The organism is Candidatus Poriferisodalis sp. (genome assembly GCF_965237655.1).
GTDB lineage: Bacteria > Actinomycetota > Acidimicrobiia > Acidimicrobiales > Poriferisodalaceae > Poriferisodalis.
The window spans coordinates 1,524,617-1,547,630 of record NZ_CBDEGB010000002.1 but is presented as its reverse complement, the minus strand read 5'-3'; the positions used below and the strand labels follow the sequence as shown (position 1 = coordinate 1,547,630).

The following is a 23,014-nucleotide window of genomic DNA, read 5'->3' as shown; positions in this document are numbered from 1 at the left end:
GGCGACAGCGCTCATCACAGCGATTCGATCAGCTTGTCGACGCGTTCGTCGTGGGAACGGAACGGGTCTTTGCACAAGACAGTTCGCTGAGCTTGATCGTTGAGCTTCAGGTGCACCCAGTCGACGGTGTAGTCCCGGCGACGGGCCTTGGCCTCGCGGACGAACGCCCCCCGCAGGCGCGCCCTGGTCGTCTGCGGGGCCTCCTCAGTGGCTCGGCGGACGTCGGCGTCATCGAGAACTCGCTCGATGAGTCCGCGTCGCTGCATCAGATAGAAGACGCCGCGCGTCGAATGGACGTGGTGGTACTGCAGGTCCAGCAGTGCGATGCGGGGGTCGTCGAAGCCAACTTCGGCACGGTCGGCGTAGCTCGTGAGCAGTTTGTGCTTGATGACCCAGTCCACCTCGCGGTCGAGCAACAGCGGATCGTCACCGATCGCCGTCATGGCGTGCTCCCACATACCCAACGCCCGCGATTCCTCTGCAGTGAGGTCGTTCGTCTCGGCAAAACGCAGTGCCCGCTCAAGATACTCCGATTGGATGTCGAAGGCGCTCACTTCACGCCCGTTGGCGAGGCGCACCTTGCGACGGCAGGTGATGTCGTGGCTGATCTCACGGATCGCACGAATCGGGTTCTCGAGCGTCATGTCCCGCAGCACCACCGCAGGGTCTTCGAGCATTCGCAGCATCAGCGCAGCGGCACCGATCTTGAGGAATGACGTGTATTCGCTCATGTTCGAATCGCCGACAATGACATGCAAGCGTCGAAAGCGCTCGGCGTCAGCGTGCGGCTCGTCACGAGTGTTGATGATCGGGCGGCTGCGCGTGGTCGCGCTCGACACGCTCTCCCAGATGTGCTCGGCGCGCTGGGTGATGCAATACCGCGCGCCCTTGGCGGTGTTGAGCACCTTGCCCGCACCGGCGTAGATCTGGCGGGTCACGAGGAATGGGATCAGCACCTCGGCGTAGTTCGAAAAGTCATCGGCGCGGCTGGTCAGGTAGTTCTCGTGGCACCCGTAACTGTTCCCGGCCGAGTCGGTGTTGTTCTTGAACAGGAAAATCGTGCCGTTGAAGGCTTCTTCGGCCAGCCGCTCGGTCGCGCTGGCGACGAGCTGTTCGAGGATGCGCTCGCCAGCGCGGTCGTGGCACACCACGTCATAGACGGAGTCGCACTCGGGTGTGGCGTACTCGGGATGGCTGCCCACGTCGAGGTACAGGCGCGCCCCGTTCGCGAGGAACACATTGCTGGATCGCCCCCACGAGACCACCCTGCGAAACAGGTAGCGCGCCACTTCGTCGGGGCTCAGCCGGCGCTGGCCTCGCAGCGTGCACGTGACCCCGTACTCGTTCTCGAGACCCATGATGCGCCGCTGCACGGCGCTCACCGTAGTTCCGATCTAGGAATCTTCCTGCTCAGAACCGTCCTTGGGCTGTTCTGCATCGTCGCCGAGGGCAACTTCCACCTCGGCATCGTCCATGCGCCGGAAGCAACGCCGGCGATGGGTGCCATCCGGCACGATCGCTTCGAGCAGTGCCACCTCGAGATCCGCTGCAAAGATCTCGCGTTCCGGACCTGCTAGCGCTCCCCGAGCCAACCGGATGGCGCCATCGGCATCGAGTTCGCGGTCGTAGCCGTCCGCGACACGCTCGCGAACTGCATCGGCATCGCCCCCGATGCAGCAATAGGCCTCCTCGTCCATGACGGTCCCGTCGTACTGGATCCGGTAGAGCTGGTTGGTGTCGTCGCCGATCCCCACTTCGACCACCACGATCTCAACTTCAAGCGGCTTGAGCTCGTGAGTGAAGAACTGCCCCAGCATCTGCGCGTACTGGTTGGCGAGGCTGCGGGCCTCGACGTCCGAACGCGAGTACTGGTAGCCCTTCAGCTCGGCGTGGCGAACTCCGGCGACGCGTAGCTGATCGAACTCGATGTACCGGCCCACACCGCCGAATGCGATCCGATCGTAGATTTCAGACACTTTGCGGAGCGTCGCGCTAGCGTTCTCGGCCACCAGCGCAATGCCACCGTCGTATTCCAGCGTCACCAGCGAACGACCCCGGGCGATGCCCTTGCGGGCATAATCCGCCCGATCCTGCATGAGCTGTTCGGGGCTGACGTACAGCCCGGGCATGCTCATCGTGGTGCCTGGCCTAGATTGGCGTTTGCCGCTCCCCCGCTCCCGCCGGCGGCGAGATCAGCTTGCAGCGCTGCAAAGACCGCCCCTGAATCGGCATCGCTCAGTTGGCGGAAACCACTGGCACCGATTGCAGCGAGCACCGGGTAGATGCCGCGCACCGGATCGGGCCCTCCGGTGGCGCTGTCGGAATCAGCCGCGTGCCACAGGGCCTGAACGCTCAGCGCCAGTGCATCGGGCTCGCTCAAGTCGTCACGGAAGCCGAGCTTCAGCACGGTTCCTGCGTGCAGGCTTCCCGAGCCAGCCGTGGCGTAGTCCTGTTCCTCGTAGCGGCCGCCGGTCACGTCGTACTGAAAGAGTCTGCCGCTCCCGTCGCTGGGGTCGTAGCCGGCGAAGATCGGCACCACTGGGAGGCCGAGCATCGCTTGGGGCAGGTGCGCTCGGAGCATTTCCGCCAGTTGGTTCGCCTTGCCTTCCAGACTTAGCGGCTTGCCTTCGATCTTCTCGTAGTACTCCAGCTGCAGCTGGAAAAGGCGAACCATCTGCACTGCGGGGCCCGCCGCGCCGGCAATGGCAACCGCCGAATAGGAATCAGCGGGAAACACCTTGCGCATGTCGCGATGGCTGATGAGATGACCGCTGGTGGCGCGCCGGTCGCCAGCCACCACCACACCCTCGGCAGTCCGCACGGCGAGCACGGTGGTGGCGTGGGATCCCTCGAGGAGCCCGAAGCCGCCCTCAGCGGCAGAGATCGGGGCGAACCCGGCGAACGGTTCGCTGCCGATGCGTCGCAGCAGTTCGAGGAAGCTCGCCCCTGGGTCTTCACCTGGAGCGAAGAACGGCATGGGGGTCACTCGCCGCCCTTCTGCACGTAGTTCTTCACGAATTCCTCGGCGTTGGTCTCGAGCACGTCGTCGATCTCGTCGAGCAGGTCGTCGAGCTCCGCCTTCAGCTCGGTCGCCCCTTCGGCCGATGCGCCCTCGGGCGCGGTGCTCTCAGTCTCCCTTGGAGACGATCGTCGCATCTGGGAGCGTTCTGCCATTTCGGGCCTCCTCCGGTCTCGATTGCCTGGGTATCGAATGCGTGGGCGTTCCGATTGCCGCCTGCGGATACGCCGAGTTTGCCTTCTTGGTGGCCGGCTAGTTGCCCAGCCGGCGCAGCAACTCGGCTGCGTCGCGGCATTCGTCCAACAAGTTACCCACGTGGTTCCGGGTTCCTCGCAGCGGTTCGAGCATCGGCACTCGACGCAGCGGATCCGTCCCGATGTCAAAGACCATCGAGTCCCAGTTCGCCGCGACGATCTCATCGGAGAACTTGTCGAGGCAGCGGCCTCGGAAGTACGCACGTGTCGTCGAAGGCGGCACCGACACCGCTTCATTCACCTCGTCGTCAGTGGTGATCCGTTCAAGGCCCACGCGTCGCGCCAGCGACTTGGACGGCCGCAGGTCGTGATATTGCAGGTCCAGTGCGGCCAGCTTCGGATCTTCCCAATCGAGATCGTGCCGCTGTGCGAAACCCTCATACAGACGCAGCTTGGCAACCCAGTCCAACTGCGTCGCAAGGCTCATCGGATCGGACTCGAGCACGCCGAGCACCGACTCCCAGCGATCGAGGATGTCGTTGCCGATGTCGTCGCCGCCGACGGCCTCCAATCCGTGGCTCTGCGCGTACTTGCGGGCCAGATCCAAGTACTCCCACTGGATCTCGATGGCCCGCATGTGTCGGCCGTCGACAAGCTTGATCAGTCCCGACAGGGAGGTGTCGAAGCTCACCTGGCGCAGTGCTGCGACCGGCGCGAGAGGCGTCAGCGGCTCGGACGTGAAGTCGTCGTCGATCATCGCCAGCACCAGTGACGTCGTGCCCAGCTTGAGGTAGGTCTGGACCTCGCTCATGTTGGCGTCGCCGATGATCACGTGCAGGCGCCGGTACTTGCGCGTATCCGCATGCGGCTCGTCGCGGGTGTTGACGATCGGCCGTTTGAGCGTGGTCTCTAGCCCGACTTCCTCCTCGAAGAAATCAGCACGTTGGCTGATCTGAAATGGCCTGTCCCCAAATGGCGTCGAGGACCGGTCCGGCATCGGCACTTCCATGCCCAGCTTGCCGGCCCCGCAGAAAATCTGGCGGGTCACGAAGAACGGCAAGATGTGCGTCACGATGCGGCCGAAGGGAACGTCGCGGTCCAGCAGGTAGTTCTCGTGACAGCCGTAGCTGTTGCCCTTGCCGTCGCTGTTGTTCTTGTGGATCACCAGCTCCTCGCCGTCAGGCAGGAGGTTGTTCGCGGCCTCCATGGAGCGGATCAGGATTTCCTCGGCGGCCCGGTCGTAGATGACGCACTGGCGCGCGTCCGAGCACTCCGGTGTGGACAGTTCAGGGTGCGCGTGGTCGACGTAGTAGCGAGCGCCGTTGGTCAACACAGCGTTGACGAGATGCGTCTCGATCTCGGGCGCGAGGGCATCGAACTCGTTGAAGCCCCTCGCATCGGTGCCCGGCTGCTCGTCCTCGAAGTCCCAGCTGACGCGCTGGCACAGGAATCCGTTGACGTAGGCGTTGATGATCATCGACGACGCCGCTACCGGATTCGAGTCGCCGTTGCAGCGATGGATAATGCCGAACTCGGTCTCGATGCCAACGACTTTGTGAACCGCCACCGCCCCGGACCCTAGCTGTCAGGCCTGCGAACAGGACAAGCGAGACTCACCCGCTCAGCGCCCGCCGGACCTTCAGCGCTCAGAGGTATTGGCTGGTCTGGACCCGCTCGATCGCCCGGCCGCCCAGCGCATCGCTGTCGTCGGAGTCGACGAGCGTGCGGATGAAGACGATCCGCTCGCCCTTCTTGCCGGAGATCTTGGCCCAGTCGTCCGGGTTCGTCGTGTTGGGCAGGTCTTCGTGTTCGCGAAACTCCTGCCGGATCGAGCCCATGAGATCGTCGAGACGGATGCCGCTGCTGCCGGTTGCGAGCGACCGCTTGATGGCGTTCTTCTTAGCCCGACGCACGATGTTCTCGATCATCGCCCCGGACGCAAAGTCCTTGAAGTACATGACTTCCTTGTCGCCGTTCTGGTAAGTGACTTCCAGGAAGCGATTGAGGTCGTCGGGGCGGTACATCTCGTCGACCGTGCGCTCGGTCATGATCCGAACGGCCTTGTGGGGGTCTCCGCCGCCGATATCGGCGACTTCCATCGGGTCGATCGGCAGCTTCGGCGTGAGGTAGGTGCTGAAGATGGACAGCGCCGCCTGCTCATCAGGTCGGTTGATTTTGATCTTCACATCGAGGCGACCGGGACGCAGGATCGCCGGATCGATGAGGTCTTCCCGGTTCGAGGCGCCGATCACGATGACGTTGCGCAGGCCCTCAACCCCGTCGATCTCCGCAAGCAACTGCGGCACCACTGTGGATTCCATGTCGGAGCTGATGCCGCTGCCGCGGGTGCGGAACAACGACTCCATCTCGTCGAAGAACACGATCACCGGCCAGCCCTCGGAGGCCTTCTCCCTGGCTCGTTCGAAGATGCGCCGGATCTGTCGCTCGGTCTCACCCACGTACTTGTTCAGCAGCTCAGGGCCCTTGATGTTAATGAAGAAGCTGCGCGCGCCCTGCTGACCGGAGACCTCGCCGACCTTGGCAGCAAGGGAGTTGGCCACTGCCTTGGCAATCAGGGTCTTCCCGCAGCCGGGCGGGCCGTACAACAAGATGCCCTTGGGGGCCGGCAGGTCGTAGGTGCGGAACAGATCCTGGTGCAAGTACGGCAGTTCGACCGCATCAGTGATCAGCTCGATCTGGTTATCGAGCCCGCCGATGTCGTCATAGGTGACGTCGGGCACTTCCTCGAGCAGCAGATCGTCCACTTCGGGCCGAGGCAGGCGTTCCAGCACGATGTTGGAGCGGACATCGAGCAGCAGGTTGTCACCCGACCGCAGCGGCTCACCTCTCAGGTCGCCCGCCAGCTCCACGATGCGTTCCTCGTCGGCGCGGCCAGTGACCAGGGCACGGAAACCGTCTTCGAGCACCTCATTCAGCGTGACGACTTCACCGGAGATCTCGGGCCCACGCGCCAGCACGATGTTGTAGGACTCGTTGAGAACGACTTCGCTGCCCTCGACGAGTTCAGTCTCGGCCAGGTCTGGATGCAGGGCGACCCGCATCTTGCGACCGCTCGCGTGCACGTCCGCCGTGCCGTCGTCGTTGCGGGACAAGAACGTTCCGTACGCCGAGGGCGGTTGGGTCAGCTTGTCGACCTCTTCGCGCAGCGCCGCGATGTGCTCGCGTGCCTCGCGCAGGGTGTAGGTCAGCTTTTCGTTCTGTGAGACCGCCGCCGACAGTTGCCCCTTCGCTTCGAGCAAACGCTCCTCGAGGGTGCTGACGCGCGCAGGCGTGTCGGCCAGTTTGCGTCGGAGCAGAGCGACCTCTTCCTCGAGCGCGCGCAGGCGACTGCGGAGGACCCCCGCATCGGCTGCGCTGCTGCGCTGAGGTTCGGATTCGCTCTGGTCCATGCGCGGCTGACACTACCCGCACACTGTTGTGATGACGTGACGCGCGGTATGGATGGCCGACGGGCCGCGGCGGGAGCGCTCGCGGGTGCCGTGCGGTACGCGCGCCGACTCGGTAGATTTCATTAGTGGCGCGGGCTCGCCTATCGGGCCGTCGCGGAGGAAGGGTCGCTACACGATGAAGGTCTGGATCGATCAGGATCTGTGCACCGGTGACGGGCTCTGCGAAGAGATCGCACCTGATGTATTCACACTGCTCGACGACGGTCTGGCCTACGTGAAGGAAGGCGACAAGGTCTTCGCCGAACCGGGCGGTGTCGAAGGTCTCGCCGAGTTTTCCGACTCCCAGCTCGACGCCGTGATCGAATCCGCCGAAGAGTGCCCCGGGGAGTGCATCTTCATCGAGGCGTAAGCCGAGATGAAGCAAGAAGCGCAGATCGAGGCGTAAGCCTCGTTACCCGCCGCCGCATTCACCGTTGGGGACTTCGCTGAGGTCTCCAGGTCTCGCCCCGATCACAGTGCGGCCAAGGGTGTCCACTCGGGCATCGACCCCCGCCGAGACGAGGAACCCCACCAACTCAGCCCGGCTGAGAGCGAATCCGATCTGGGAGGGGCCTCGCACCGTGCCGAACGCCACACCGACAACGTTTCCCCCCTGATCGACCAGCGGAGCGCCGGACTGTCCGGTTCGGATGTCGGCAGCAACCACGTACACGCTTCTAGCAGTTCCGTCACCCCACAGCCCGGTTGCGCTCACGTAGTGCTCGATGCGTGCTGGTGAGGCCACGAGCCCTCCGCCCTCGGGGTATCCGAGCACCACCCCCGATGCGCCCACCCGTGCCTGATCGATGCCGAGTGGCGGCACCGCGGCGTCGATCAGCAGCAATGCCAGGTCTCGTCCCTCCTCGTAGCCCACCACGACCGCTGGGTACGTGCTCGGATCAACGGCACCGCTCGGGGACCATTCGATCTCGATGGCAGATGCCCCTGCAATCACATGGGCAGCACCCACCAGGACCCCCGGCGCGACGGCGAACACCGTGCCGTTCGATACTGGCCCGCAGCCTCTCGCCCGCACGGCAGCAACTCCCCGAGCCGCCGCGGCGAGCACATCGTCGTCGACCGGCGATGATGCCGGCGGAGCGCCCAGCCACAACGGTCCCTCGCTGCTCTCAATCCGAGCAACCGGTTCGACCAGGGACCCTTCCCGTCCGGCATCGTCGGGTTCTGGAGCGCAGCCTCCCAATGAGGCAGTCAGCAGAGCCGCGCACAGCGTCCGCGTTAGCCACGCTGCGGCGCGTTGGGGTGTTCGTGCCTGGCGCCGGAGTTCGGTTCGTGTGCGGGAGGCGATGGTGCGCGTCACTCCTCGATCAATCGGGCGTGTGTCAAGAAGCCGGTGTGGGCAACCATGCGATGGTCAGGTCGTACGGAGGCCCCCTGCACGTGCCAGCTGCGATGCAGCACCTCGATGGTCTCGACGAACGCCCAAGGACCGTCGTCAAGCGTTCGGCGCAGTTGTTGCACCTGGGTCACCGACGGGTTGTAGACGACGAGGATTCCGCCAAGCCGCAGCCGACCAGGCAGATGCACCGCCACCCGCCAAGGCTCAGGGATGTCCAGGACTGCCCGGTCGTACTGGGCGTTGCCAGAGCCCGGGGCAGGAGCTTGGGAACTGGAACCAAGTCGAGGGGGATCGACTGATTCGTAGGCGTCGCGCAGTTGAACGTCGTAGCGGTCGAGTGCCTCTGACCCCTCAGCACTCGCCACATTGACCGCAGCCCGTTCGGCGAAATCGTCCCGCAACTCGTAGCCGGTGACGATTGCGCCCGTACGAAGCAAGGTCGCCGACAGCGCACCCGAGCCCACACCGGTTTCGAACACCTGCATGCCCGCTCGAAGATCGGCCAACATCCAGATGGCGCCAAGGTCTTTGGGATAGATGACTTGGGCCCCGCGCGGCATCTTCAACACTCGATCGGCGAGCGTCGGCCGCATGGCGATGAACCGGGCTCCCGAGCCACTGCGATATTGCGAGCCCTCGGGCGATCCGATGATCTCGTCGTGAGACACCACTCCGGCGTGGGTGTGAAACTCGCCGCCGTCGCTGAGCGACACGAGGTACCGCCGCTGGCGACTATCGATCATGAGCACGGTCTCACCCGGTCGCAGCTCGCCCCCTCGCTGTTCGCCGGCGTCGTCCGGCGCCGTGTGCTCGGGCGCGGCTTCGGAGTGGCTCACATCTGATCCGCCGACGAATTGTCCTCGCCGTAGCTGCGTGTGGTGTGCCGGATCGCGAGTTCTTCACCCGGCGCCAGCTCGCCGCTGAACACAACCTCGCGCTTGCGCCTCGATATTCGCACGAGCAGCCGGAGCCCACTGACGACGATCGCCGCTGCCAGCCACTTGCCGTTGCCCGACCGCGCTCGTCGCCACAGGACATCCATGGTCCGAGCCTTCAGCCCTCCGATGCGTCGCTTTGCTGCCATGTTCACGCCCACCGCATGCCGTGAACCCGGACTACACCCGGACGACTTCGACGATCGTGCTGCGGCGGCGCCCACGGCGCCGACCGAACAGGAATGCGGCCAGCACAAGACCCGTCCCGATCGCGGCGGCCACCGCGACGGCGGCACTCGACATTTGCTCTGCAGCATCGCCGGCTCCACCGATGAGCTGCCGTACGCGATCGGAAATGTCCTGCGGTGTGATGCGCTGCCCGTCGGTGCTGGATTCGAAAGTTTCGGCCACGTTGTTCTCAGTCTTCTCCGCGTTCGGTCGCCCCGTCATCGAACCGTTCGATGTCCGGCGCCAGTCTGGTGGCGTCGTCCTTGGGCCGAATCGCCCGCGCCACGGTGACAATCGCCACGATCAGCACGGCGGCGCCAGCCAAGTGCGGCACGAATGACCAGTTGGCACCGAAGACCGTGGTCTCGGTCTGCAGGACGCGCACCAGCGCCAATGCGCCAAGCACGACCGAGAGGCTCACTCCGACCGCGCCGAGCAGTCCGAACAACAGGTAGCGGCCGATCCCACGCAGTGGGCCCACCGTTTCCTGAACGACGTAGGCCCGCAACATGGCGGCCAATTCGGAAAGCTCGGCTCGCAGGCCGATGTCTCGTCGTGGCATTACTCGCTCAGGCACCATCCGCTGGGCACAGACTGCGAGAGTGCAGCCTGCTCAGGCACATTGTCCGCCGCTGGACATGAGCGGGCCGCCCAGGCCCGTGTGGCGACGCTACCGGCCCCCTAGCAGTTCTTCCACGCCGTCAAGCACCCCTGCGATCACCTCGACACGGTCAGCCGGATCGGGTGCGCTCAGCATGGCGTAGCGATCGAAGGGACCTGCGGGTACGAGTGCCGCCAATTGGAACGACCAGTCCGTCGCGTCCGTCGTGGCCTCCCCAAGTTGCGCGAGGAGGTCGTCGATCGCTGCTGACTCAGCCGCGGTGACTCCCAAGGCACCGATTTCCGAGGCCAATGCTCGCAACCGCCGGAGCCGCGCCACCGTCGCTCTGCGCGTCTGCGAATCCACCTCGGAAGGCTCGTCGGGCCAGATGATCGTCATAGCACGCGGGTAGGGATCGTCCGGCAGCCATTCGGCGATGCGAATCCGCGGGCCACCGGTGGCGAGCATCACCCATCGCCCGTCGGGCAGTTCTTGGTGCTGCGCGATGGACGCCAAGCAGCCCACGTCGGAACGGACATCCCCGCCGCCGACTTCGCTCCCACGCTCGATCATGACGACGCCGAACGGTTCATCGTTGCTGGTGCACCGCCGTGCAAGGGTCCGGTAGCGGGGCTCAAAAATGTGGAGCGGCAGTACGGCACCAGGCAGCAGCGGGGAACCAAGAGGGAACATCGCTCGCTCGCGAGCGACATCGGACCCAGCCCGCTCGCGAGCCTCGTGTCGCCCTTGGCCGGGGTCCGGGTCTTGTTCAGGCGGGGCCATGCATCAATCCTCGCAGGGCTGCCACATCACCCACGGGGTACCGCAACAGCTGACCCACTAACGACTCCTGCAGTTCCAGACCCAGTCGGGAATCGACAGGCACACCGTTGAGGATCTGGGCGAACATGACCGTACCGCTGTCGGTATGGACGAACCCTGCCAACGAGTTGACCCCCGTCAGCAAACCGGTCTTGGCATGCAGCCGGCCCGCCACCGGGTGCTCGGCAAATCGATGCGACAACGTCCCGGTGCGCGCTGCGATCGGGAGTCCCGCTGCCACGGCCGAATCGGTGCCGAGGCTGTCGAGCAGAGCTGCCAGCAGGCTGCACGACAACTGGTTCTGACGATCCAATCCTGAGCCGTCCACCACGACCGGCGGTGACTGTTGAGGCAGCATCTCCGACACGATCCTCGCCGCGGCAGCGGCGCCGGCTGGGGTCGAGCCCTCACCGGCACTTCGCAGACCGATCTCTCGCAGCATGAGCTCCGCAGTCGTGTTGTCGCTCTCACGCAGCATCTGCTGGATGATCTCGATGAGCGGCGGTGACGTCAGCCGCGCTATCTCGGTCATGCCGCTCGGCGCGGTCGAGACGTCGATTTCGACATCGACCGAGACGCCACGTACGGTCAACAGATCCGCCAGCGTGGACACGAACCAGCGCGCCGGGTGTTCGGCCGCGGTCAAGGCCGTCGTGAAGCCCGTGATGCCGTCATTGAGGCTGAGTGCCGAAAGCGGCCCGCTGTGCAGCTGGGTGACGTAGCGCTGAGGCCATGTCTCGGGAAAGCGGGTCGCGTCATAGCGCGACTCATCGGCGATGAGCTTGCCACGCAACGATCGGATGCCCAGGCCGACGAGTTCGTCTGCGAGATCCTCCATCGGCGTGCGCAACTGCGGCTGGCGACGATGCGAGTCCGCGTACGACTGAGTCATGATCAGCGGATCGCCGCCGCCGACGACCCAGACCGTACCGTCGAGTACGCCGTCGACGATCTCAGCATCGGTGAGCACCTGGGTGACCAGTTGCTCAGCAGGGTCAACCACTGCAAGCGCCGCTGCGGCAGTAATGAGCTTTTGAACCGAAGCGGGAATCACCACTTCGACATCGCTCGAGAACACTTCGGTACCGTCGATCCAGATCGCGAGGCAGTGCGGCTCGGGCCAGTCCGAGCTGAACGCCGTCATCTCGGTCCCGATGTGGTGTTCCTGCGCCGCCCGCCACAACGCGTCCGGTGCGCGTTCGGCCCGCAGGAGCGGCACTGCCAACGCCAACGCCTCATTCCCGCCATCGGGATCTTCGAGGTCGAGGGGGTCCGCGGGAGCGAACACCGGAGTGCGAAGCGCAGCGGCGTAGGCGGCTGCTTCATCGGCTGAGGCGTTCATGCGCACGGCCGCCAGAGTGGGCAGCAGGCCGGCTGCTGCCGTCAACAACGCCAGCACGGCTGCGCGCAGTGGTCTCACATCACTCGCGAGGGGCAGTCACGCACGAATCGGAATCCGCACGGGCGCCACCAAGGGCGGCACGGTCCGCACGGGCGCCACCAAGGGCGGCACCCAGGGCCGCTGAGAGTTCGCCGGCTTGTGAGGGAACCACCTTGGGGCGCGAGGTGTCCGATCGACCAATGAGCATCTCGGTCAGCAGCACATCCAGCGATCCGGCAAGCAGATCCCAGTCCTCGCTGAGTCCCCCGCCGATCACCACCATTTCAGGGTCCGTCAGGATGCAGAGATTCGAGATGCCCAGCGCGAGCCAGTATGCGAACTCGTCCAGCACTCCGAGCGCAATGGTGTCTCCCTGCCGGGCAGCCTCGGTCACGTCGGGGCCACGCGCGCCATCGCCGAGACGCTCGCTGGCCATCCGATCCAGTGCGGAACCCGACGCGTAGGCCTCCCAGCAACCCTTCCGCCCGCAGGTACATTCGCGCCCGCCAGCCGCCACAATCATGTGCCCTGGCTCACCGGCGAGCCCCACCGCACCGCGAAGCACCTCGCCGCCAAACATGAAGGCTCCGCCGATTCCAGTACCGACGGCCACCATCACGCCATGGCGGACGTCTCGCGCCGCCCCGGCCGCCAATTCCCAACGGGCGGCGCAATTCACTTCGTTGTCCAAGGCAACTGGCATGCCCAGCTCGTCGCTGAGCCGAGCCCCGATGTCTGCACCGTCCACGCCGACGAGATTGGGCGAGACTGTCACCCGCCCGGAGTTGGTGATCAGCCCTGCCATGCCGACACCGACCGACGCAGGGCCCTGATCAGGCGCCAGCGCGCCGACCATCTGGACCAGACAGTCCACGAGCGCTCCGGCACCACTGGGTGTGGGCTCGCGCACCGCCCGCTGAAGTGTGCCAGCGCCATCGGTCGCGACGCCGAAGATCTTCGTCCCGCCGACGTCGAAACCGAGATGCAACTTCGATGTCGCAACCATTGACGCGCCGACAGATGTCGGCGCGTCGGTTGTCATGAGCGCTGCGACGTCGGCCTGGCGGCGGCGTCGCAGTCCCCCATGCGTCCGGCTGGGATCAGAGCTTTCCCAACATCGACGAGCAGCTCGAGACGTCGATACCAGCCCCGGGCTCGACCTCGAGCGCCGTCACGGTTCCGTCCTCGACAACCGCTGCGTAGCGGCGCGAGCGAGAGCCCAAGCCGAAGCCGGAGCCGTCCATGACGAGGCCCATGGCCTCGGCGAACTCGCCGTTGCCGTCGGCAGCCATTTCGATGCCCTGCGCACCGTTGGCCTCGGCCCAGGCGTGCATTGTCCAGGCATCATTCACCGAGACGCACACGACCTTGTCAACACCCTTGCCGGCAAGTTCGGAGGCACCTTCGACATAGCCGGGGAGGTGCACGTTGGTGCACCCGGGCGTAAACGCGCCCGGCACTGCGAACAGCACCACCTTGCCGCTGCCCAGCATCTCGCTGGACTGCACGGGCGCGGGCATGCCGCTCTCGTCCAGTACACGCAGTGCCACATCGGGAATCTGGTCGCCAACCTCAATCGCCATTGCTCTGCTCCGTCCCTGTTCTTCTTGCGGGGAAAACGTGGCTCGCAGCGTATCCGCGCCGCTGCTGTCCGGTCCGACCGGAACTGTCCCGGACCCCTCAGTCGCCGCAGTTGCTCTACTCGGTCGGCACGTGCACACCCTCGATCCAGCGCAGCAGTTCGCCGTAGTCGGATGCCGCTGGCAGGTCCGGATTCGCCTCGGCCACCGCTGCGGGGCATCTGAACAGGCTCGCGACGTCTGCTGCTCGCAGCATCGTCAGGTCGTTGTAGGAATCTCCGACCGCGGTCACGTGATAGTTGAGCTCCCGGTACGCGACGACGGCGCGTTGTTTGGAGTCTTCGACACGGCGGCGCCATCCCAGCAGGCGTCCATCAGCCACGTCGAGCCGGTGGCAAAGCAGATGTGGGTGACCCATCAGCTCCAGGAAGTGGTCGTCGAACTGCTCAAACGTGTCGGACAACAGCACGACGACCCACTGGCGCCGGAGTTCGTCGAGGAACTCACGGGCCCCTTCCAGCAGCGGCAGCTCAGCGATCACCTCCCGGATCTGACTCAGCGTCACTTCATGAGAGTTGAGCACGTCGATCCGGTACTTCATCAGGGCGTCGTAGTCCGGCTCGTCACGGGTCGTGCGTCGCAACTCGGCAATCCCGGTGCGGTCGGCCACCGCGATCCAGATCTCGGGCGTCAGCACACCCTCCATGTCCAAGGCGATGACCCTCTGCACGAGCGCCGATTCTCTCATGCCGTGGACGATTGTCCACGAACCGTTGCCCGGTCGGTGCCAGGACGTGTCCGGTTTGGCGTACCAAACCGTCTGTCGCTGATGGGCACGCGCCACCGCTTCGGGCTGTACGACAACGCATGCCTGCAGACCTCAGTGTCGCAGGTGCGTTGGGACGACGAGGCGGCCCAAGCTGCCTGGCATCGGTGGCATCGACTCCTACGAGGGGCACACATTTCACACCAGCCGCTGGGACTACGACTACACCCGAGGAAACAAGCTCGGGAACCCGAACGGCTTCTTCACTGCCATGTACGGCGCCGGCCCGATCAAGTTCTTCCGCATCCTGGACGAGTGGCGTTCGACCGGTCGCCTCGAAGGCATCGACCTAAGCTGAGCGGAAGGGCGATGCAGAGATATCACAGCCAGCAGAGGTGAAGCGTCGCCCCCGAACACGGACCACTGCAGGGAGGCTGGACATGGCAAAGCCGATCAAGATGGCGCACGCCGTCTTTCGCACCGACGACATCGAGCGCCTCCAGTCGTGGTGGTGCACGGTGCTCGACGCCAAAGTCGTCCACAACGGCGGCTTCATCTCGTTCATCTCCTACGACGACGAGCATCACCGGCTGGCATTCGTGAACCGTGGCCAGCCCGGTCGCTACGACTCTCGCCAGGGGACCCTTGAGCACATCGCCTACTCGATGGGCAGCTTCGGCGACCTCCTCGACCTCTACGAACGGCTCAAGGCCGCCAGCATCATGCCGGTTCGGACCATCAACCACGGTCCCACCACCTCGATGTACTACGCCGATCCCGACGGCAACGGGGTGGAGTTTCAGATCGAGAACTACCCGACGATGGAAGAGTGCATGGACTTCATGCGCTCGGAGACCTTCGCAGCAAATCCCATCGGCGTGGATTTCGACGCCGACCTGCTGGTCGAGCGGTTCCGCCGCGGCGACCCGCTCGAAGAACTGGTCAAGCAGGGTTCCGCCCCAGTATCTGTCGGCTGAGCCGGTGAGCACCACAGTCCATCGCAACATCTACCTGAGCGACGAGCTGCAGGCGATCTACGAGCAAACCGTCGCCTTCGTCGCCAACGAGGTCACCCCGGTCGGCGATGCCTGGGAGGAAGCCGGCCAAGTTCCGCGTGAGATCTACAAACAGATGGGCGAGCTGGGGATGTTCTCGCTGCGGGTGCCTGAACGGTGGGGCGGATTGGGCCTCGGTCCGCTCGCCTCGGCCGTATTTTCCGAGGCGCTCGGCACTTCTACGTACGCGGGCTTCGAAGCAAATGTGCTGGTGCACACCGACATGGCGCTGCCCCATCTGCTCAATGCGGGGTCCGACGAACAGCTTGAGCGCTGGCTGGGTTCGATTCAGTCCGGCGACACCATGCTGTCGATCGGGGTGACCGAGCCCGATGCCGGTTCCGACGTGGCAGGGCTGCGCACCACGGCGGTCCGCGACGGTGACGGGTGGCGGCTGAATGGCGCCAAGACATTCATCACCGGAGCCGTGTACGGCGACATGACGGTGCTGGCGGCTCGAACCGACCCCGATGACCGTTACGGGATCTCGATGTTCCTGGTCCCTGCGCACACCGAGGGCTTCGAAGTGGCTCGCAAGCTCGACAAGCACGGCTGGCGCTGCTCGGACACCGCCGAACTCGTGCTACGCGATGTGTGGCTGTCTGACGACCACCTGCTCGGCGAATTGCACCGGGGCTTCTACGCCACCATGGCGAACTTCCAGAACGAGCGGATGGTGATTGTCGGCATGGGCATCGGCGCAGCACAGGTCGCCATCGACCTGACCAACGCGTACACCCAGCAGCGCAAGGCCTTCGACGCCACGCTGTACGACCTGGGTGCAATCCGCCAGCGCATGGCAATGAACCAGGCCAAGGTCGACGCAGTGCGCGCCTCGATGTACCACGCCGCCTGGCTGACCGAACAAGGCATCGACGCCATCAAAGAGATGTCAGGCGTCAAGGCGCTCGGCGCCGAAGTCGTGAATCAGGTCATGTACGACTGCATGCAGTTCCACGGCGGCATCGGCTACATGCGGGAGTCGACCATCGAGCGGATGTGCCGCGATGCGCGCCTGCTGCCCATCGGCGGCGGCGCCACAGAAGTCATGCTCGAAGAGGTTGCGAAGCGCAGCTACGTCAGCCCTTAGCGGGACTCGAGCCAGTCGCGCACTGCACCGGCGAAGCGGGCGGCTGGGGCGCCGTCGAAGGCTCGGTGATCCCAGGTCAGCGAGAGGGTGAGCACCGGGCGGGCTGCGGGGTTGCCACCTGACCAGTCGGTCTCAGTGCGGATGCGTCCCACGCCCAAGATGGCGGTGTTCGGTGGGTTGATGACCGGCGTGAATGCGTCCACGCCGAACATGCCAAGTGCGGTGACCGTGAACGTGGCGCCCTGGAAGTCGTCGTAGCCCAACGCTCCCTCGCGTGCGCCGCCGGCAAGGCGCTTCGTCTCTGCTGCGATTTCGCTCAGGCTCAGACGGTCGGCATGACGGATCACCGGCACGAGCAGGCCGTCATCAAGCGCAACGGCGAGACCGACGTGGATGTCCCCCAACAGCGCAACCGCATCGGCCGTGACCTGGGAATTGATGCGCGGGTGGGAACGCAGCGCAGCGGCAGTTGCGGCCACGACGTAGTCGGTGTAGCCCGGAACCGCCACATCGGCGGTGTCGTCGCCGTTGCCGCTGCGAGCAGACTCGGCCCGCGCAGCCCGTTCGGCCACGATCGCGCTCATGTCAGCATCCATCGTGAGCGTGAGCTGGGCCATCGATCGCAGCGATGCGCTCATCCGATCCGCGATGACACCGCGCATGCCTCGCAAGGGGATCTCTTCAGTGGGTGTCTGGGCAAGCGGTGGTGTCTCGTCCGCTGCGGCGGGCTTCGTTTCAGGCGCGGCACTCATCAGGGCGGGCTGGTCCGGCTCGACAAGGCGACTCAGCCGGGCCAGCACATCCCGGACGTGAACAGCCACATCAGCGCGCGAGATGCGCCCGTCGGCAGCTCCGGCTCTCACGGTGCGAAGGTCAACGCCGAGCAGGTCCGCGAGTTGCCGGGCCGCCAGAGTTGCCGGCGGTGACACTGCGGCGCTGAGGTCCGCTGCAGCTGTGCCCGCTGGAGCTGCTTCGCTCAAGGCCGGAACAGGCGATGCGTCGAGCGCAGCTCGCACGTCTCGTTCGGTGATGCGGCCCTTGGGACCGGTCCCGGCGATGGTCGCCAACTCCACACCGAGTTCTCTCGCCAACCGTTTGGCTGCCGGAGACGCCAGGACACGTTCCCCAGGGGCGCGTGGCGGTGCCGTTGCAGAAGCGGCGGCGACAGCGGATCCGGTTGCTGAGGACTTCAACGCCTGTACAGGAGCCCGGGGCGGGACAGCAGCTGCGGTGGGTGGGGACTCCCCCGGTTCACAGAACCAGCCGATGCGCACGCCGCACTCGTAGTTTTCGCCGACCTCACCGGTGAGATGCAGCACGCCGCTGCCCGAAGCCTCGATCTCTGTCTCCACCTTGTCGGTCTCGACCAGCACGACAGCTTGGCCAGCATCGACCGGCGTGCCGTCGGGCACCAGCCAGCGCAAGATCGTGCCCGATTCCATCGTCAGACCCAGCTTCGGCATCGCAAACTCGGTGGCCATCGGCGTCCCCTTGCTCAGCCGTCCGCAACCACAGGCACGAAGGGGTAGCGCCGTCGCTGTGCCGCAGCAACCACCGCACCCACGTCGATCACCTGCGGACCGTTTGAATTGACAGCGACGTCTGCCCTCTCGCCTCGGCCCAGCACGGTCTCGCGCTCTCCGTCCAGCGTCAGCACACCGGGGCCCCACAGTGTGACTGGCTGTTCGAAACGCAGCCGCTCGCAATGTTCGATGTCGACGTCGGAATAGCTGCCGGGCATCACCGCCGCCCGGATGCGTCTGCTGCGCTGCGCGTTCTTCGATGCGCACCCCAAACGGACGTGCACTCCGCCGGCTTCGTGCCGCCCCACCGGGGCGACGGCCGCAGCGATGGCTGACAGTCCCACCGACGGCGGCTCGGCGATGGCAGCGACGATCTCGCTCACCGACGCTGATTCCCACACAGCGCGTGCGCCCACAAACGAGCCCCGCACCAGACACACGTCGACCAGCGCTACATCGGCGCCGCCACTCGACTCCAGCGTGATGTCAATGATCTTTGCCTGGGCTGTCACCTCCGCCGCGACCCCGAGACCGCTCGCCACCGCTCCTGCAGCGAAGCCGGCAACGGTGGCCTCCAACTGCGAAGGGAAGACGTTGTTGGTGCCGACGGCCAGCGGCACCAGTGGCACGTTTCGCCAGCCTTTCGCGACATCTCGCTGGGTGCCGTCGCCGCCCAGCGCGATCACCGCCCCCACGCCCAGCTCACAGAAGCGTGCAGCTGCCAACTGGGAGTCGCGGCCGGTATGCCAGCCGTGCGGCTCCAGAACCTCCACCGGTCCCGAGGGATCAAGTCCCGCCAGCGCCCGATCCCCCAGTCGCGACCGGTCGCCGCTGATCAGCACCCGCTCTGCGCCGCCTTCGAAAGCGCCCACCACAGCACGGCGGATTGCACCGATCTTGACGGCGTCCGAGACCGGTGTGACCCCTGAGGTGAGCCTTCTTACGTCTTTGCCAGCCAGGGGGTTAGCAACGATGCCGACTGTCGGGCCGGTAGCTTCCCTCACGCGGCCGCGAGTGCTCGGATTCGCTCGCCGACCATCTCGGCGTTGGGCACCCATTTCTTCTCGAGCACGGGACTGAATGGCACCGGGCTGAATGGTGCGCCGATGCGCTCGATTGGTGCATCGAGATAGTCGAAGGCTTCCTCAGCAATCTGGGACGCGATCTCGCCGCCGAGACCGCCGAATCGGACCGCCTCGTGCACCACGGCGACGCGATTCGTCCGCTGCGCCGATCGGATCACCGTCTCGATATCGAGCGGTTGCAACGTGCGGAGGTCGATCACGTCGCACTCGATCCCCTCTGCCGCGAGCGCATCAGCAGCCGATGTGGCCTCGTGCACCATCCGGCCGTACGTCACCACGGTGATGTCGTCGCCGGGCCGCACGATGTTCGCCGAGCCCAGCGGCACTTCGTACACGTCGGGGGGAACGTCCCCACGCAGGCCCAGCAGGCGCTTGTGCTTCACAAACACCGTCGGGTTGTCGTCACGGATGCACGAGATGAGCAGGCCCTTCGCGTCGTACGGGTTCGACGGCATGACCACCTTGAGGCCCGGAACGTGACACAGCATCGCCTCGAGGCTCTGACTGTGCTGAGCTGCGGCCGACAGCCCTGCTCCGGCACTCGTGGTGATCGTGAGCGGCAGCGTGGCCTTGCCGCCGAACATGTACTTCAGCTTCGCCGCCTGGTTCACGATCTGATCCATGGCAACGAGCATGAAGTCCATGAACATCAGGTCCACGACTGGCCTCAGGCCGCTGACGGCCGCCCCGGTGCCGAGACCCACGATGGCCTGCTCGCTGATCGGCGTGTCCACCACCCGCATATCGCCGAAACGCTCGTTCAGCCCGCGGAACGAACCGAACACTCCCCCGGCTCGACCGACGTCCTCACCGGCAACGAACACATTCGGGTCGGCCTCCATCATCTGTGCGAGCCCCTCGGTGAAAGCGGCTCCATAGGCGATGCTGCGCTCTGAGGCACCGGCAGTGGCGGTCATGATGATGCTCCTGAGTACGCGGCTGCGGTCAAATTGGCGCCGGTGTAGACGTCGGCCAGCAGATTGTCCGGGTCGGGCAGCGGACTCTCTTCGGCAAATGCGATCGCCGCTTCGATGTCGGCCTGGGCGGAGTCATGAACGGCTTGAGCACCGTCGGCATCGAGCACGCCGGCTGCCGCCAGCCGACCTTCGAACAACTCGATCGGGTCCCGTTGCTTCCACTGTGCGAGCTCGTCGTCGGTGCGGTACTTCATGCCGAGCGTCTGCACCCCGTGGTGGTTGTAGAAGCGGTACGTCTTGGCCTCGATGAACGAGGGCCCTTCACCCCGACGGGCCCGGCTGACGGCCTCGTTGGCTGCCTCCCACACCGCCACCACGTCCATGCCGTCCACGATTGCCCCGGGCATGCCATAGCCGGCAGCTCGGTCCACCACATCGGTGATGGCCATCGTGCGTTCACGTGGCGTGAACTCGCCGTACTCGTTGTTCTCGCAGACGAACAGCACCGGCAGCGACAGTGCGGCCGCCATGTTTGCGGCCTCATGGAAGGCGCCGATGTTGGAGGCGCCGTCGCCGAAGAACACCACCGAGACCCGGTCGTTGCCCCGGTACTTGTTCGCGAATCCGGCGCCAACCGCGATGGGCACACCGCCGCCCACGATGCCGTTCGCACCGAGCATCCCCAGGTCGAGATCGCAGATGTGCATGGAGCCGCCCTTGCCCCCGCAGTAGCCGGTGGCCTTGCCCATCAGCTCAGCCATCATGAGGCTGTAGTCGCCCCCTTTGGCCACCAGATGCCCGTGACCCCGGTGGGTCGAGCTGATCTGGTCATCGTCGTCGAGGTTGGCGCACACCCCGGCGGCAACCGCTTCCTCCCCCACATACAGGTGCAGGAATCCCGGCAGCCGGTTCTGCTCGGCCAGCCGCCCGGCGGCTTCTTCGAAATGACGGATGCGCACCATGCGTCGGTGCATATCCAGCAGTACTTCTGGGCTCGGATCCATGCGTGCCCCCTCGGCGCGATATCGGCCCGCCACACACTAGTTCCGCGCCTGTGAGTCCACCGTGGTGGCTGCGTCGTGTGCTCCACCGGGGGCCCGCACGGCTGCTGTGCGACCCGCGGCGAGGCGTAGTGTGGCCCGGTGGCTTCCGAACCAGATTCACACCCATCCTCCGAACCTCGTTCGATCCATCCTGTCGGCGGACCCGACCCGGGCATCGGGCGCGGCGGTCTGCGCTCGGCGGCCTGGTTCGACATCGAGGGCGACCCGCTCATGTCGGCGCTCTACCTCGAGCGCTATGCCAACTTCGGGCTGACACGAGAAGAGCTCCAGTCGGGCAAGCCCATCATCGGCATCGCCCAGACCGGCTCAGACCTCTCGCCGTGCAACCGTCACCACCTCGAGTTGGCAAAACGCGTGCGCGAGGGCATCCGCGAAGCCGGCGGGATTGCCTTCGAGTTCGGGGTGCATCCCATCCAAGAGACCGGCAAGCGGCCCACCGCGTCGCTCGACCGCAACCTGGCCTATCTCGGCCTCGTGGAGGTGCTGCAGGGCTACCCCCTCGACGGTGTGGTGCTTACCATCGGTTGCGACAAGACGACACCGGCATGCCTGATGGCGGCCGCGACGGTGAACGTGCCTGCCATCGCGCTGTCGGTTGGGCCGATGCTGAACGGCTGGCACGAGGGGCGCAGGACCGGATCGGGCACCGTCGTGTGGAAAGCCCGTGAGCTCTATGCCGCCGGCGAGATCGACGACACGGGATTCATCGACCTGGTGGCGTCTTCGGCACCGTCAGTGGGCTACTGCTCCACGATGGGCACCGCCACCACCATGAACTCCCTCGCCGAGGCGCTAGGTATGCAGCTTCCTGGCTCCGCCGCAATCCCAGCCCCGTATCGCGAACGGGCGCAGATCGCGTACCGTACGGGGCTGCGCGTCGTCGAGATGGTGCGGGAGGATCTGCGTCCGTCCGACATCATGACCCGCGAGGCATTCGAGAACGCCATCGTCGTGAACTCCGCGATCGGCGGATCCACCAATGCCCCGATCCACCTCAATGCGATCGCCGCGCATCTCGGGGTCCCGCTGGACAACGACGACTGGCAGAAACACGGCTACGCAGTGCCGCTGCTTGTGAACTTGATGCCCGCTGGGTCCTACCTCGGTGAGGACTATCACCACGCTGGCGGTGTACCCGCCGTGGTCGGCGAGCTGATGCACGCCGGGTTGTTGCCTCACCCCGATGCGCTGACAGCCAACGGCCGCAGTATCGGCGAGAACTGTGCCGATGCCAAGATCATGGACGCCGACGTCATCCGTACTGTTGGCGAACCGCTCTTGGCCGATGCCGGGTTCATCAACCTGTCAGGGAATCTCTTCGACAGCGCCATCATGAAGACCAGCGTCGTCTCCGACGAGTTCCGACAGCGCTACCTGTCCAATCCGGATGATCCCGACGCGTTCGAAGGCCGCGCCATCGTCTTCGACGGACCGGAGGACTACCGGGCCCACATCGACGATCCCGCTCTCGACATCGACGAGAACTGCCTGCTGTTCGTTCGGGGGGCTGGTCCGATCGGCTACCCCGGCGGCGCCGAGGTCGTCAACATGCAGCCCCCGGCAGGACTGCTGGTGCGCGGAGTCCATTCGCTGCCGTGCATCGGCGACGGTCGTCAATCGGGAACGTCGGGCTCGCCGTCGATCCTGAACGCGGCTCCCGAAGCGGCGGTCGGCGGCGGCTTGGCGTTGCTGCGCACCGGCGACCGTGTCCGGATCGATCTGCGTCGCGGCAGCGCCGACATGCTGGTCGACGATGACGAACTGGCCCGCCGCAAGGCCAAGCTGGACGAGGCCGGTGGATACCCCGTGCCGCCATCGCATACCCCGTGGCAAGAGATCCAGCGGTCGATCGTCACCCAGTTCGACGAGGGAATGGTGCTTCGCCCGGCTGTCAAGTACCGGGACACCGCTCGCGCATATGGCACCCCGCGTCACAATCACTAGG

At 65.5% G+C, this 23,014-nt stretch carries 24 protein-coding genes; 4 read left to right on the top strand and 20 right to left on the bottom strand.

The annotated features are described in order from the left end of the window. Positions 1 to 14: 14 nt before the first annotated feature. From pafA to arc, 6 genes are all read right to left on the bottom strand, one after another. Positions 15 to 1,373, bottom strand: coding sequence for a Pup--protein ligase (gene pafA / locus ACPXYO_RS15275; protein ID WP_423923885.1), 1,359 nt, complete (start codon positions 1,371 to 1,373; stop codon positions 15 to 17). Between the two features lie 21 nt (positions 1,374 to 1,394). Further along, positions 1,395 to 2,135 carry a proteasome subunit alpha gene (prcA, locus tag ACPXYO_RS15270; RefSeq protein WP_423922253.1) on the bottom strand — a complete coding sequence of 247 codons (741 nt, stop codon included), beginning with the start codon at positions 2,133 to 2,135 and terminating at the stop codon, positions 1,395 to 1,397. Next, the gene (prcB, locus tag ACPXYO_RS15265; RefSeq protein ID WP_423923883.1) at positions 2,132 to 2,977 is read right to left on the bottom strand and encodes a proteasome subunit beta; all 846 of its coding nucleotides are present in this window, start codon (positions 2,975 to 2,977) and stop codon (positions 2,132 to 2,134) included. Before prcB ends, prcA begins: the two co-directional genes overlap by 4 nt. Positions 2,978 to 2,982: 5 nt before the next feature. Further along, positions 2,983 to 3,174 carry a ubiquitin-like protein Pup gene (locus ACPXYO_RS15260; protein WP_423922250.1) on the bottom strand — a complete coding sequence of 64 codons (192 nt, stop codon included), beginning with the start codon at positions 3,172 to 3,174 and terminating at the stop codon, positions 2,983 to 2,985. 97 nt (positions 3,175 to 3,271) lie between these two features. Then, positions 3,272 to 4,780 carry a depupylase/deamidase Dop gene (gene dop / locus ACPXYO_RS15255; protein WP_423922247.1) on the bottom strand — a complete coding sequence of 503 codons (1,509 nt, stop codon included), beginning with the start codon at positions 4,778 to 4,780 and terminating at the stop codon, positions 3,272 to 3,274. A 79-nt stretch (positions 4,781 to 4,859) separates the two neighbouring features. Further along, positions 4,860 to 6,623, bottom strand: coding sequence for a proteasome ATPase (gene arc, locus ACPXYO_RS15250; protein WP_423922244.1), 1,764 nt, complete (start codon positions 6,621 to 6,623; stop codon positions 4,860 to 4,862). A 175-nt stretch (positions 6,624 to 6,798) separates the two neighbouring features. On the opposite strand from arc, the gene ACPXYO_RS15245 reads away from it, so the two are divergent. Continuing rightward, positions 6,799 to 7,032, top strand: coding sequence for a ferredoxin (locus tag ACPXYO_RS15245; protein ID WP_419553265.1), 234 nt, complete (start codon positions 6,799 to 6,801; stop codon positions 7,030 to 7,032). Between the two features lie 42 nt (positions 7,033 to 7,074). On the opposite strand, the gene ACPXYO_RS15240 is transcribed toward ACPXYO_RS15245, so the two are convergent. The 10 genes from ACPXYO_RS15240 to thrH form a co-directional block, all read right to left on the bottom strand. Beyond that, positions 7,075 to 7,983 carry a S1 family peptidase gene (locus ACPXYO_RS15240; protein WP_423922239.1) on the bottom strand — a complete coding sequence of 303 codons (909 nt, stop codon included), beginning with the start codon at positions 7,981 to 7,983 and terminating at the stop codon, positions 7,075 to 7,077. Continuing rightward, the gene (locus tag ACPXYO_RS15235; RefSeq protein WP_423922237.1) at positions 7,980 to 8,858 is read right to left on the bottom strand and encodes a tRNA (adenine-N1)-methyltransferase; all 879 of its coding nucleotides are present in this window, start codon (positions 8,856 to 8,858) and stop codon (positions 7,980 to 7,982) included. Before ACPXYO_RS15235 ends, ACPXYO_RS15240 begins: the two co-directional genes overlap by 4 nt. Next, on the bottom strand, positions 8,855 to 9,106 hold the full coding sequence (locus ACPXYO_RS15230; RefSeq protein ID WP_420623862.1) for a hypothetical protein: 252 nt from the start codon (positions 9,104 to 9,106) through the stop codon (positions 8,855 to 8,857). Before ACPXYO_RS15230 ends, ACPXYO_RS15235 begins: the two co-directional genes overlap by 4 nt. 31 nt (positions 9,107 to 9,137) lie before the next feature. Continuing rightward, entirely contained in the window at positions 9,138 to 9,368 is a 231-nt protein-coding gene (locus ACPXYO_RS15225) for a hypothetical protein (RefSeq protein WP_423922234.1), read from the bottom strand. A gap of 7 nt (positions 9,369 to 9,375) precedes the next feature. Then, positions 9,376 to 9,747, bottom strand: a complete 372-nt coding sequence (locus tag ACPXYO_RS15220) for a hypothetical protein (RefSeq protein WP_423922232.1) — start codon at positions 9,745 to 9,747, stop codon at positions 9,376 to 9,378. Between the two features lie 108 nt (positions 9,748 to 9,855). Then, positions 9,856 to 10,569 carry an LON peptidase substrate-binding domain-containing protein gene (locus tag ACPXYO_RS15215; RefSeq protein WP_423922229.1) on the bottom strand — a complete coding sequence of 238 codons (714 nt, stop codon included), beginning with the start codon at positions 10,567 to 10,569 and terminating at the stop codon, positions 9,856 to 9,858. Further along, positions 10,556 to 12,028: a D-alanyl-D-alanine carboxypeptidase/D-alanyl-D-alanine endopeptidase gene (dacB, locus tag ACPXYO_RS15210; RefSeq protein ID WP_423922226.1), complete on the bottom strand. Its 1,473-nt coding sequence runs from the start codon at positions 12,026 to 12,028 to the stop codon at positions 10,556 to 10,558. Before dacB ends, ACPXYO_RS15215 begins: the two co-directional genes overlap by 14 nt. A gap of 1 nt (position 12,029) precedes the next feature. Then, complete coding sequence (locus tag ACPXYO_RS15205) at positions 12,030 to 13,031, bottom strand: ROK family protein (RefSeq protein WP_423922223.1); 1,002 nt, start codon at positions 13,029 to 13,031, stop codon at positions 12,030 to 12,032. Between the two features lie 58 nt (positions 13,032 to 13,089). Beyond that, positions 13,090 to 13,572 carry a peroxiredoxin gene (locus tag ACPXYO_RS15200; RefSeq protein ID WP_423922221.1) on the bottom strand — a complete coding sequence of 161 codons (483 nt, stop codon included), beginning with the start codon at positions 13,570 to 13,572 and terminating at the stop codon, positions 13,090 to 13,092. A 115-nt stretch (positions 13,573 to 13,687) separates the two neighbouring features. Then, positions 13,688 to 14,317 (bottom strand): bifunctional phosphoserine phosphatase/homoserine phosphotransferase ThrH, encoded by a 630-nt coding sequence (gene thrH / locus ACPXYO_RS15195; protein WP_423922218.1) that lies wholly within the window; start codon positions 14,315 to 14,317, stop codon positions 13,688 to 13,690. A gap of 458 nt (positions 14,318 to 14,775) precedes the next feature. On the opposite strand from thrH, the gene ACPXYO_RS15190 reads away from it, so the two are divergent. Continuing rightward, entirely contained in the window at positions 14,776 to 15,312 is a 537-nt protein-coding gene (locus ACPXYO_RS15190; protein ID WP_423922216.1) for a VOC family protein, read from the top strand. 4 nt (positions 15,313 to 15,316) lie between these two features. Then, positions 15,317 to 16,480, top strand: coding sequence for an acyl-CoA dehydrogenase family protein (locus ACPXYO_RS15185; protein WP_423922213.1), 1,164 nt, complete (start codon positions 15,317 to 15,319; stop codon positions 16,478 to 16,480). Here ACPXYO_RS15185 and ACPXYO_RS15180 read toward each other — a convergent pair. From ACPXYO_RS15180 to ACPXYO_RS15165, 4 genes are read right to left on the bottom strand one after another with little or no spacing between them, the layout of a single operon-like run. Beyond that, entirely contained in the window at positions 16,477 to 17,961 is a 1,485-nt protein-coding gene (locus ACPXYO_RS15180; protein WP_423922210.1) for a 2-oxo acid dehydrogenase subunit E2, read from the bottom strand. The two genes, ACPXYO_RS15185 and ACPXYO_RS15180, sit on opposite strands and share 4 nt — an antisense overlap. 14 nt (positions 17,962 to 17,975) lie before the next feature. Continuing rightward, entirely contained in the window at positions 17,976 to 19,007 is a 1,032-nt protein-coding gene (locus tag ACPXYO_RS15175) for an NAD(+)/NADH kinase (RefSeq protein WP_423922207.1), read from the bottom strand. Continuing rightward, positions 19,004 to 20,005, bottom strand: a complete 1,002-nt coding sequence (locus tag ACPXYO_RS15170) for an alpha-ketoacid dehydrogenase subunit beta (protein ID WP_423922204.1) — start codon at positions 20,003 to 20,005, stop codon at positions 19,004 to 19,006. Before ACPXYO_RS15170 ends, ACPXYO_RS15175 begins: the two co-directional genes overlap by 4 nt. Beyond that, positions 20,002 to 21,009 (bottom strand): thiamine pyrophosphate-dependent dehydrogenase E1 component subunit alpha, encoded by a 1,008-nt coding sequence (locus tag ACPXYO_RS15165; protein WP_423922201.1) that lies wholly within the window; start codon positions 21,007 to 21,009, stop codon positions 20,002 to 20,004. Before ACPXYO_RS15165 ends, ACPXYO_RS15170 begins: the two co-directional genes overlap by 4 nt. A gap of 213 nt (positions 21,010 to 21,222) precedes the next feature. On the opposite strand from ACPXYO_RS15165, the gene ACPXYO_RS15160 reads away from it, so the two are divergent. Continuing rightward, a complete protein-coding gene (locus tag ACPXYO_RS15160; protein ID WP_423923881.1) occupies positions 21,223 to 23,013 on the top strand; it encodes an IlvD/Edd family dehydratase in 1,791 nt (596 codons plus the stop codon). Position 23,014 lies beyond the last annotated feature (1 nt).

Coding starts and splice junctions, on each gene's coding strand:
- prcA (WP_423922253.1), bottom strand. CDS start 2,135: ATGAGCATGCCCGGGCTGTACGTCAGCCCCGAACAGCTCATGCAGGAT.
- prcB (WP_423923883.1), bottom strand. CDS start 2,977: ATGCCGTTCTTCGCTCCAGGTGAAGACCCAGGGGCGAGCTTCCTCGAA.
- ACPXYO_RS15260 (WP_423922250.1), bottom strand. CDS start 3,174: ATGGCAGAACGCTCCCAGATGCGACGATCGTCTCCAAGGGAGACTGAG.
- arc (WP_423922244.1), bottom strand. CDS start 6,623: ATGGACCAGAGCGAATCCGAACCTCAGCGCAGCAGCGCAGCCGATGCG.
- ACPXYO_RS15245 (WP_419553265.1), top strand. CDS start 6,799: ATGAAGGTCTGGATCGATCAGGATCTGTGCACCGGTGACGGGCTCTGC.
- ACPXYO_RS15230 (WP_420623862.1), bottom strand. CDS start 9,106: ATGGCAGCAAAGCGACGCATCGGAGGGCTGAAGGCTCGGACCATGGAT.
- ACPXYO_RS15220 (WP_423922232.1), bottom strand. CDS start 9,747: ATGCCACGACGAGACATCGGCCTGCGAGCCGAGCTTTCCGAATTGGCC.
- ACPXYO_RS15215 (WP_423922229.1), bottom strand. CDS start 10,569: ATGGCCCCGCCTGAACAAGACCCGGACCCCGGCCAAGGGCGACACGAG.
- ACPXYO_RS15205 (WP_423922223.1), bottom strand. CDS start 13,031: ATGACAACCGACGCGCCGACATCTGTCGGCGCGTCAATGGTTGCGACA.
- ACPXYO_RS15200 (WP_423922221.1), bottom strand. CDS start 13,572: ATGGCGATTGAGGTTGGCGACCAGATTCCCGATGTGGCACTGCGTGTA.
- thrH (WP_423922218.1), bottom strand. CDS start 14,317: ATGAGAGAATCGGCGCTCGTGCAGAGGGTCATCGCCTTGGACATGGAG.
- ACPXYO_RS15190 (WP_423922216.1), top strand. CDS start 14,776: ATGGCAAAGCCGATCAAGATGGCGCACGCCGTCTTTCGCACCGACGAC.
- ACPXYO_RS15180 (WP_423922210.1), bottom strand. CDS start 17,961: ATGGCCACCGAGTTTGCGATGCCGAAGCTGGGTCTGACGATGGAATCG.
- ACPXYO_RS15170 (WP_423922204.1), bottom strand. CDS start 20,005: ATGACCGCCACTGCCGGTGCCTCAGAGCGCAGCATCGCCTATGGAGCC.
- ACPXYO_RS15165 (WP_423922201.1), bottom strand. CDS start 21,009: ATGGATCCGAGCCCAGAAGTACTGCTGGATATGCACCGACGCATGGTG.